Source organism: Aeromonas sp. Y311-2, from assembly GCF_027706025.1.
Taxonomy (GTDB): domain Bacteria; phylum Pseudomonadota; class Gammaproteobacteria; order Enterobacterales; family Aeromonadaceae; genus Aeromonas; species Aeromonas veronii.
The window spans coordinates 1-10,353 of the sequence record NZ_JAPDCL010000043.1 but is presented as its reverse complement, the minus strand read 5'-3'; the positions used below and the strand labels follow the sequence as shown (position 1 = coordinate 10,353).

Genomic DNA, 10,353 nt, shown 5'->3' with positions numbered 1-10,353 from the left:
CGTAAATATCAAAGCATGTTTGCATGAGGCGCTGGGGCGCCCCATGCAACACGTAATTGGGACATAGCCATAAAAAACGGCTGCCTTCGGGCAGCCGTTTTGCTTTGCAGCATTTTTAAAGTTTGAAGTGCCCCATCTCCTGGCGCAGCACCCGTGACAGCTGCTTGAGCTTGGCCGCCTCTTGAGATACGTGACGGGCGGCATCCCCCGATTGCTCGGAGAGAGAGGTGATGTTGCCGACGGTGGAGACTACCTCGTTGGCGGCGGTGGACTGCTCGCGCAGGGTGTGGCTGATCTCCCCCATCAGGCCGGTGAGGTTGGAGGCGTGGCTCTGGATGCTGGCGATCGCCTCGCCGGTCTGGTTAGCCAGCGTGACCCCGCGAGAGACGTTGTTGACCGTGTTCTCCATGCTGCGGATGGAGGCATCCGCCCCGCTCTGGATCTTGCTGATCATCCCGGTGATCTGCTGGGTTGAGGCCGCCGAGCGGCTGGCCAGATTGCGCACCTCGTCGGCCACCACCGCAAAGCCGCGACCCTGTTCACCGGCCCGCGCCGCCTCGATGGCCGCGTTGAGGGCCAGCAGGTTGGTCTGATCGGCGATGCCGCGGATCACCCCGATGATCTCCGAAATCTGCTGGGTATGGCCGTTGAGCTCGGAGATGGTGCTGGCCGCATCCCCCACTGTGGTGGAGATATTCTCGATGCTGCCGAGCGTCTCTTTAATGACCCCTGACCCCTCCTCCAGGGTATTGGCTGAGACCTTGCTCAGCTCGTCGGCATGAGTGGCGTTGTCGGAGAGGTGACTGATGCTCACCACCAGCTCCTCGATGGCGGCGGCCATGGTCTGGGTGCTGGTTTGCTGATCGGTGGCAAACTGGGCTGTCTGCTCGGCGATCTGGGCGATGCTGTCAGCAGAGTGGGACAGCTCCTCGGTGGAGTGGGAGACCTTGGCGATGATCCCCTTGAGGGTGGTCTGCATACCGCCGAGCAGACCGATCAGGCTCTCTTTCGATCCTGGCGGCACCTTGATGGGGCGCGAGAAGTCCCCTTCCGCCATCATATGGAGATCGGTCTTGAGCTGTTCGACCGAGGTGCCCACCAGATCGAGCAGGGAGCGATAGGTGCGCCAGAGGAAGAACATCAACACCAGACCGAGGGCGATAAAGAGATAGCGCAGCATATCGGTATTGGCGATGGCGCTCTCGACTGCCTCATGGTTGCGCTGCTCCATCATCACGTAGAAGTCATCGATAGGGGACATGATGCGCCCCTTGTTCTGGTGATAGGCTTTGTCATGCATCATGGCGATGGCTTTTTGCTGGTTGGCAACCGGGTCGCCATCGCTCTGCTGCACCAGTTTGAAGGCGGCGACCTCGGTGTTGACCAGCGCATCCGAGTTGTTTTTGGCCTCGTTGAGCTTGGCGAGTTCAGCATCGGTGAAACCGGCATCCTTCATCAGATCGATCAGGCCGCGGCGAACATTGCTGTCGGGGCGAGGATTCTGGCCGTTGGCCGCGACAAAATCCCAATAGATACGGTTGTAGCCATCCGGTCTCGGCTGTTCGCCGTTGCGAATGGCCAGTATCCGCATGTACTGCTGCTCGTAGGCTGGATCCTTGGTGATGACGTAGGTGCGACCGAGTCGGGTCATCGGAGGATTGGCGCAGCTCGTCGGCCAGCAGGTAGGAGAGATATTGTTGTCGATAACTCTCTTCCAGTTGTTTACCCGCCCAGCTGTAGGCGAAAAACACCAGTGACAGCAGGATCAGGGTGATGACGGAGAGCAAGAGGTTGAGTTGAAAGGCGGGTTTGTTCTGTTCCATGGTTTGAGCGTCCTTATTCTCACCGGGTAACCCCCTTGGTCAGACGGCAAAGGCCGCTACGTCGGAGGGGTTTTGTTGTTATTGCTGTGAGTATAGAAGTCATCGTCGGCATGGTTGCGCAGGCGGGGCGAGAAAGAGACGAGAATGGAGGAACCGCGGGTCGACAGGGGGGAAAAGGTCGGCCAGGATCGGGGCCCAGCCAGCCTTTTCGTGGCTCGATCACCCTATTTGATGACGATGTCTGTGAGCGGCACGGCGCAGCAGGCAAGGATCTTGCCCTCTGCCCGCTCGGCGGCGGTGATGGCGGGGGCGTCGGGGTGATCCACCTCGCCCGAGATCAGCGTCTGTTTGCAACTGCCGCAGATGCCGGCGCGGCAGCTCCATGGCAGCTCTACACCTTGCTTGTTGGCCTGATCCAGCACTGTGCCCTGATTGTTGCCGGTAAAGGCTTGGGCGCCGATACGCAGTTGCACCGCCTGATGGGGGCGGGCCACCGAGAGAATGGCGCCGCCAAAACTCTCCTGTCTGATCCGTGCGGTCGGAACGCCGAGGGCCGCAACTTTGGCGGCAGCATCGGCCATAAAACCGTGGGGGCCACAGATAAAGACCTCTTTTTCGGCCAGCCCTTTGATCCGTTGCAGATGCTCATCATTGAGTCGTCCTTGCAGCCCCTGCCAGTGGCTATCTGGCTGGCTAAGGATCAGGGTGAGGGTCATCCCCTGCTGCGCCATGGCATGCAGTTCGCTGGCGGCGGGTATGTCCGCTTCGCTGCGGCACAGGTGCATAAAGTGAACCTCTTCCAGTTCCCCGCGTAGCGCCAGGGTGCGCGCTATCGCCAGCATGGGGGTGACGCCGGAGCCTGCGGAGAGCAACAGTAGGTTGCGCTCGGACCCTAAGTGAAACTCGCCAGCGGGGTTGTCGGCCAGCAGCCGGTCGCCCACCTGCAGTTGCTGGTGCAGCCAGTGGGAGATGCGACCCCCCTCTACCTTCTTGACGCTGATGCTGTAACGCTCCGGATGATCTGGCGTGGAGCTCAAGGTATAGCGCCGCTGGATCCGTTCATTTTTGATATCGAGACTGATGGGCAGATGCTGGCCCGGCAGGTAGTCGGGCAGGGGCTCGCCATCGGCGGCTTCGAACCAGAAGGTCTCCAGATCCCGCGCCAGCGGTTCGCGGGCCACGCAGACCAGCTCCCGCTTCTTCGGTGCGGCGGCGGGATAGACCACCGGTCTGGTGCGCTCCAGCACCTCGATCTCGCTGCCAGCCTCAATCCACCCTTCGTTCAGGGCGATCAGGTTCTGGCCGAAGTAGACCTCGCCATCCTCGCCACGGCGGTAGCGGGTGAGGGTGGCCAGCGGCTCTTTCAGGGCGTTGAAACGATCGGTGCCTGCTTCCACCGTGGTCATGATGCAGCGGCTGCAGGGCTTGACCACCTTGAATTCCACCTCACCGATGCGGATGCGCACCCAGCTGTCCTCCTCGAAGGGCTGGGTATTGTTTGCCACCAGATTGGTGCGGAACTGGCTCATCTGATGCAGCGCATCGGAGCGCAGATTGAGATCCTCAAGGGAGGCTTGGCTTATCAGCAGCAGCGGATAACCGTCGGCAAAGCTGACCCGGGTGCCGGTCTTTTCACGAAAGCGATCAGAGGTTTCACCCAGCCAGAGCAGTTGCACCGTTTCCCCTGCCACCCGGCTCAGCCACCCATCGGCTTTGGGGTCGGTGTGCAGGGCGGTGAAACGGTCGCTCCAGACTCCGGTAGCTTGCGGGGCGCGGCTGAAGTCGACCTCTTGCAGGGTGAGCGGTTCAAAGCCCGGATAGCGCAGTTGCAAGCCACCTTCGATGGGGGTGGCCACGACCTGTTGCAGCTGGGGATGGGTACGGGCGGTGATAAAGGTGCCGTCCGGTTTGACCACCATGTAGCGGCGATCCCCTGCCAGTCCCTCTTCGGTCACCCGGGCGCGAGCCAGCGGCATACCTGCAGTCGATTTGATGGGGTAGAGGTGAATGCTGTCTAGCCTGGGCATCTTCATATCCTTGTGACGCGGCGTGATCGCCTGGAAAAAGTGGAACATAACGGTTCCCCGGCGATCCGGCAATCCTTTCAAGGGGGCGGTCTATAGTTGGGAAAACAGAACAAGAGGGCATCGGGATGAAAATAAGCTGGTTGCTGGCGGGGAGCCTTTTTTGCCACGGGCTCTGGGCGCAGGAGCTGACCCTGACCACGGGAGAGTATCCCCCTTACTGCTCCGAGACGCTGAAATATCAGGGGCTGATCCCTCATGTGGTGAGCGAGGCATTCAGGAGTGAAGGGGTGAGCGTCAAGTTCCAGTTTCTTCCCTGGAAGCGGGCCTTTCGCTTGTCGGAGGAGGGAGTGGTGGATGGCACAGTCCACTGGTATGAGTCGAGCGAGCGGCGCAAAACCCATCTCTACAGCGATCCCATCCTGAGCGAGACCTACGTCTGGTTCTATCTCAAATCCGATCCGCTGGAATGGCACGGCTATCAGGATCTGGCGGATCGCAAGCTGGCTGCGGTCAGTGGCTATACCTACAATGCAGATTTTTTTGCAGCCATCGCGCAGGTGCCGCTGCAGGTGCAGTTCGTCACCCGGCTGCGCCAGAGCTTTGATCTGCTGCTCTCCGGCCGCGCCGACCTGACGCTGGAGAACATCGATGTCGGCTACTACTCCCTGCGTCAGTTCTACCCGGCCAGTACGGTCGATCTCTTTGCAACCCATTCAAAACCGGTCATGAAAGTTGAAGGTCACCTGCTGATCAGCCGCAAGCGTGCCAACGCTGACGAGCTGATCAAAACCTTCAATCGGGGGCTCGCCAAACTGAAAGCCAGCGGTCAGCTGGAGAAGATGTTACTTGAGTCACGTTCTGGTCTCTATGAACCATAAAATGCAACATTTTTTGATCCTGATTCGCTAATCAGTACAAAAAAGCGGCCATTATCGACTCAGTTCCCAGTTTCTAACGCTTTCGCTTCTTCCCCATCCGGCCACCGTCCGCTTCGGCTACACGGTATCAAGCGCCATCGGGTGGGGCCTGTCACACAAAAAGAAGAAAGCAATGTATGAGCAAACAACTGGACATGACCCCATTGCCGGATCTCTCCCTGAAAACGGGAACAGGCCCGGTGCGTACCCGGCTACCCGTCTGGCGGCCGGCCCTGCCACCCTGCAATCACGCCTGCCCGGCTGGAGAAAATATCCAGGCCTGGCTCTCTTTGGCGCAGGCCGGCCGTTTTGAGGCGGCCTGGCAGACCCTGATCGAAGAGAACCCTTTGCCCGCCATTCATGGCCGGGTCTGTTATCACCCCTGCGAGAGCGCCTGCAATCGCGGGCAGGTGGATGAATCCGTCTCCATCCATGCCATCGAGCGTTTCCTCGGCGACGAGGCGCTGGCCCGTGGCTGGCAGCCTGCGCCACCTGCCCCTGCCAGCGGCAAGAAGGTGCTGGTAATTGGCGCTGGCCCCTCCGGTCTCTCCTGCGCCTGGCACCTCAACCGGCTCGGCCATCAGGTGGAGATCCGCGAAGCGGGGCCGCTTGCTGGCGGCATGCTGCGTTTCGGTATTCCCGCCTACCGTTTGCCCCGCGATGTGCTGGATCGGGAGGTAGCCCGTATCGTGGCGGCCGGAGTGACGCTGACCCTCAACCACAAGGTGGAGGATGTGCTGCGCGAGCGCGACGAGGGGGGCTTTGACGCCGTCTTTATGGCCATCGGCGCCCATCTGGCCAAGCGGGTCGATATTCCGGCCCGGGAAGCGGGCAAGATCCTCGATGCGGTGAGTTTCCTAGAGCAGGCCAGTCTGGCCGAAGAGCAGGGCTTGCCGCCCCCCAAACTGGGACGGCGGGTAGCGATTTATGGGGGTGGCAATACCGCTATGGATGCGGCCCGTACCGCCCGCCGTTTGGGCGTTGAAGAGGCAATGATCATCTACCGCCGCGACCGGGACCATATGCCGGCCCACGCCTTTGAAGCCGACGAGGCCGAGGAGGAGGGGATCAAGATCAACTGGCTGCGCACTATCCGCCAGCTCGATAGCACCAATATCGAAGTGGAGGTGATGGCGCTGGATGCCGAGGGCAAGCCGGTGCCCACCGGCAAGTTTGAAACCCTCGAAGCGGACTCCCTTATTCTGGCGCTGGGCCAAGAGGTGGACTTGAGCGTGCTGGAGAGTATTCCCGGCGTGCGGGTCAACAAGGAGGGGGTCGTACAGGTGGCGGGCAACCTGATGACGGATGTGCCGGGGCTATTTGCGGGCGGCGACATGGTGCCCTCCGAGCGCACCGTTACCATTGCCACCGGCCACGGCAAGAAGGCGGCACGCCATATGGATGCCTGGCTGCGCGGTCGCCACTACCACAAACCGCTCTCCTACCCGCTGGTGGGGCCGGAGCAGTTGCAACTCTGGTTCCAGACCTACGCGCCCGCCAGCAGTCAGCCGGTCAAACCGGCGTGGGCGCGGGATGACTTTGGCGAGATCATCGGCGGGCTGGATGAGGTGGCCGCCCGCTACGAGGCGGCGCGCTGCTACTCCTGCGGCAACTGCTTCGAGTGCGACGGCTGCTATGGCAGTTGCCCCGAGCAGGCCATAGCCAAGCTGGGGCCGGGCAAAGGCTATCAGGTGGATGCCGAGCGCTGCACCGGCTGCGGTGCCTGTCATGATCAGTGCCCTTGTCACGCCATCGAGCTGCGCCAACCGGAGGAGTCCCTATGAAACATGAACTGATCATGGTCGACGGTAACGAAGCCGCGGCCCGGGTGGCCTACCAGCTGAGTGAAGTGTGTGCCATCTACCCCATTACCCCGAGCTCGACTATGGCCGAACTGGCCGATGCTTGGGCGGCAGAGGGGCAGACCAACCTGTGGGGCAACATCCCCACAGTGGTGGAGATGCAGAGTGAAGGGGGGGCGGCCGGCACGGTACACGGCGCCCTGCAGGCGGGGGCGCTCGCCACCACCTTCACCGCCAGCCAGGGGTTGATGCTGATGCTGCCCAACATGTACAAGATCGCCGGTGAGCTGACCTCGGCGGTGTTCCATGTGGCGGCCCGTTCGCTGGCGGCGCAGGGGCTGTCGATTTTTGGCGACCATCAGGACGTGATGGCGGCGCGCAGCACCGGCTTTGCCATGCTTGCCTCCGGCTCGGTGCAGGAGGCGCAGGACCTGGCCTTGGTTGCCCATAGCGTCACCCTACAGTGCCGGGTGCCCTTTATCCACTTCTTCGACGGCTTTCGCACCTCCCACGAGGTGAACAAGATCACCGCGCTGCATAAAGATGAAATTCGCGCGCTGATCGACAACGACTGGGTGCGGGCCCACCGTGCGCGGGCCCTCAACCCGGATCATCCGGTGATGCGTGGCACCGCCCAGAACCCGGATACCTATTTCCAGTCCCGCGAAAGCGTCAACCCCTTCTACGAGGCGGTACCGGCGCGGGTGCAGCAGTGCATGGACAATCTCGGCGAGCTGACTGGCCGCCACTACCGGCTGGTGGAGTATCACGGCGCGCCCGATGCCACCGATGTCATCGTGCTGATGGGCTCGGGGGCGGCCACCGCCCGCACCACAGTGGATTGGCTCAACCGGCAGGATCGCAAGACCGGGGTACTGGTCATTCGCCTCTATCGCCCCTTCCCGGTACAGGCGCTGCTCGATGCGTTGCCCGAGAGCGTGCGGCGCATGGCGGTGCTGGATCGCACCAAGGAGCCGGGCGCCGGTGGCGAGCCGCTGCTGCTGGATGTGCAGAGCGCGCTGATCGACGGCTTGCAGCGCGGCCTTATCAAGCGGTTGCCGTGGCTCAGTGGCGGCCGTTACGGCCTCTCCTCCAAAGAGTTCACCCCCGCCATGTGCGCGGCGGTGTTCGAGGAGCTGGCATCCGATGCGCCGCGCCCCCGCTTTACCGTGGGGATTGTCGATGATGTGTCGGGCCTCAGTCTGGCCTGGCACCCCATCGGCGATCTGGAGCCCGCCAGCCGGGTGCGGGCGCTCTTCTTCGGCCTTGGTGCCGACGGCACTGTCGGTGCCAACAAGAACAGCATCAAGATCATCGGCGAGTTGGAGGGGTTCCACGCCCAGGGCTACTTCGTCTACGACTCCAAAAAGTCGGGCTCGCGCACCGTCTCCCACCTGCGCTTTGGCCCCGAGCCCATCGACGCCCCCTGGCTTATCGAGCAGGCGAGCTTTATCGGTTGCCACCAGTGGGGTTTTGTCGAATCGGTCGATCTGCTGGAGCACGCCGCCGAAGGGGCGACCCTGCTGCTCAATGCTCCCTATGAGCCTGACCGTGTCTGGGCCGAGCTGCCCGAGCGACTGCGTGCCCGCATCCGTGCCCTCGATATCCGCCTCTACTGCATTGATGGGGATCGGGTGGCCGAACGCAACGGTATGGGCAATCGCATCAACACCATCATGCAGACCTGCTTCTTCGCGTTGGCTGGCATCTTGCCGCGGGACGAAGCGATTGCGCTGATCAAGGAGAGCATCGAGAAGAGCTATGCCCGCAAGGGGCCCGAAGTGGTCGAGCGCAACTTCGCGGCGGTGGACGACACCCTGGCCCACCTCCATCAGGTGGCCATCCCGGCCGGTGAGGAGCAGATCAGCGACTATCCGCTGCCATTGGCGCCGGGTGGCAGCGAGTTTGTCCAGCGGGTGACCGGCGAGATGCTGGCAGGGCGCGGCGATCTGATCCCCGTCTCCATGCTGCCGGTGGATGGCACTTACCCCACCGCCACCAGCCGCTTCGAGAAACGGGATATCGCCCGCGAGATCCCGATCTGGCACTCCGATATCTGCATCCAGTGCGGCAACTGCGTCTTTGTCTGCCCCCACGCGGCGCTGCGGGCCAAGTTCTACCATCAGGATTGGCTGGCGACCGCCCCCGAGGCAGCGCAGTCGGTGCCCGTCACCGCCAAGGGCTTCCCCGACAGCCGCTACACCCTGCAACTCTATCCGGAAGATTGCACCGGCTGCGGTCAGTGCGTGCAGGCCTGTCCGGTGCGGGCCGGAGCGGATGAGAGCCATGAAGGTGAGCGCGCCATCGCCATGATGGACAAGGCTCCGCATCTGGCTGGTCAGAAGCAGGCACTGCGCTGGTTCGAGAGTCTGCCGTGGCCTGCCCGCGAACGGGTGGACTTCTCCACGGTGCGTGGTGCCCAGTTCCTCGAACCCCTGTTCGAGTTCTCCGGCGCTTGCGCCGGCTGTGGCGAGACCCCCTATCTCAAGCTGCTGACCCAGCTGTTTGGCGATCGCATGCTGGTGGCCAACGCCACCGGTTGCTCCTCCATCTATGGCGGCAACCTGCCGACCACCCCGTGGGCCAAGAATGGCGAAGGGAAGGGGCCGGCCTGGTCCAACTCCCTGTTTGAGGACAACGCCGAGTTTGGCTTTGGTTTTCGTCTCACCGCCGATCAGCATCACGGTCAGGCGGTGGCGGCCCTTGAAGCGATGAAGGGGGAGCTGGGGGAGGCGCTGGTCGAGTCGCTTATCAACGCCCCGCAGCGGCTGGAGTCGGAGATCCGCGCCCAGCGCAACCGGGTCGCGCAAGTGCGGGAGCGGCTGGAAGAGGTGAAATCCGGCAAGGCCCGCGAGCTGCTGTCACTCATCGATCAGCTGGTGCGCCGCTCGGTCTGGATTATCGGCGGCGATGGCTGGGCCTATGACATCGGCTCGGCGGGGCTCGATCATGTGCTCGCCTCCGGCCGCGATGTGAACGTGCTGGTGATGGATACCGAGGTCTACTCCAACACCGGCGGTCAGATGTCGAAATCGACCCCGCTCGGTGCCGTCGCCAAGTTTGCGGCGGGGGGCAAGACGCTGGCCAAGAAGGATGTAGCCTTGCAGGCCATCTCCTACGGCAATGTCTATGTTGCCCGTATCGCCTTTGGTGCCAACCCGCAGCAGGCGCTGCAGGCCTTGCGTGAGGCGGAGGCCTATCCGGGCCCGTCGCTTATCATCGCCTACAGCCACTGCATCGCCCACGGTATCGATATGGAGTTTGGCCTGACCCAGCAAAAACGCGCCGTCGCCTCCGGTCACTGGCCGCTGATGCGCTACAACCCGGTATTGCGCAGCGCGGGGCAGAACCCCTTCAGTCTCGACAGCTTGCGCCCCTCCATTCCCCTTGCTGAATACCGGCAGGAGGAGACCCGTTATCGGGTGCTGGCCCAGAGCCATCCGGAGGAGGCCGACCGGCTGATGCAGGTGGCGCAACAAGTGGCGTGGCAGAAGTGGGCCACCTACGAGGAGATGGCTACCCGCGAGGCCAGCCATTTCCATCCGCCGGTGTGAGGATTGGGTTAACTCTGCATAAAACGAAGCGGGCCACTGGCCCGCTTGTTTTGCTGTTAGGAAATGGCGTGTTTATCGCTGGAGTCTCATCACAAGCGCAGCAGTTATTGTGTTGATAATGATGCGTTGATATGTGAGAAAAAACGGGGCAGCATCTCAGAGATCCCCTCATTTTTAGAGACTCAAATAATTCCAAGTGTGCGGGTATATAAGCGGTGTTGCTTCAGGTA

At 62.1% G+C, this 10,353-nt stretch carries 4 protein-coding genes and 1 pseudogene; 3 read left to right on the top strand and 2 right to left on the bottom strand.

Going from position 1 to position 10,353, the window contains the following annotated elements; translation table 11 throughout:
- Window positions 1–115 precede the first annotated feature (115 nt).
- Window positions 116–1,823, bottom strand: a pseudogene (locus tag OKC42_RS22035) (methyl-accepting chemotaxis protein).
- Window positions 1,824–2,047: 224 nt separating this feature from the next.
- Window positions 2,048–3,898 carry a hybrid-cluster NAD(P)-dependent oxidoreductase gene (locus tag OKC42_RS22030; protein ID WP_270657334.1) on the bottom strand — a complete coding sequence of 617 codons (1,851 nt, stop codon included), beginning with the start codon at window positions 3,896–3,898 and terminating at the stop codon, window positions 2,048–2,050.
- Between the two features lie 77 nt (window positions 3,899–3,975).
- Between OKC42_RS22030 and OKC42_RS22025 the strand changes: the two genes are divergently transcribed.
- The 3 genes from OKC42_RS22025 (at window position 3,976) to nifJ (ending at window position 10,123) form a co-directional block, all read left to right on the top strand.
- A complete protein-coding gene (locus OKC42_RS22025; RefSeq protein WP_115544057.1) occupies window positions 3,976–4,728 on the top strand; it encodes a substrate-binding periplasmic protein in 753 nt (250 codons plus the stop codon).
- 176 nt (window positions 4,729–4,904) lie between these two features.
- Entirely contained in the window at window positions 4,905–6,551 is a 1,647-nt protein-coding gene (locus tag OKC42_RS22020; protein ID WP_257124646.1) for an NAD(P)-binding protein, read from the top strand.
- Window positions 6,548–10,123 (top strand): pyruvate:ferredoxin (flavodoxin) oxidoreductase, encoded by a 3,576-nt coding sequence (nifJ, locus tag OKC42_RS22015; protein WP_270657335.1) that lies wholly within the window; start codon window positions 6,548–6,550, stop codon window positions 10,121–10,123. Before OKC42_RS22020 ends, nifJ begins: the two co-directional genes overlap by 4 nt.
- Window positions 10,124–10,353 lie beyond the last annotated feature (230 nt).

What these genes read in the sequence shown, in the direction of transcription:
- OKC42_RS22025 (WP_115544057.1), top strand. Translation starts at nt 3,976, where the DNA reads ATGAAAATAAGCTGGTTGCTGGCGGGGAGCCTTTTTTGCCACGGGCTC.
- OKC42_RS22030 (WP_270657334.1), bottom strand. Translation starts at nt 3,898, where the DNA reads ATGTTCCACTTTTTCCAGGCGATCACGCCGCGTCACAAGGATATGAAG.
- OKC42_RS22020 (WP_257124646.1), top strand. Translation starts at nt 4,905, where the DNA reads ATGAGCAAACAACTGGACATGACCCCATTGCCGGATCTCTCCCTGAAA.
- nifJ (WP_270657335.1), top strand. Translation starts at nt 6,548, where the DNA reads ATGAAACATGAACTGATCATGGTCGACGGTAACGAAGCCGCGGCCCGG.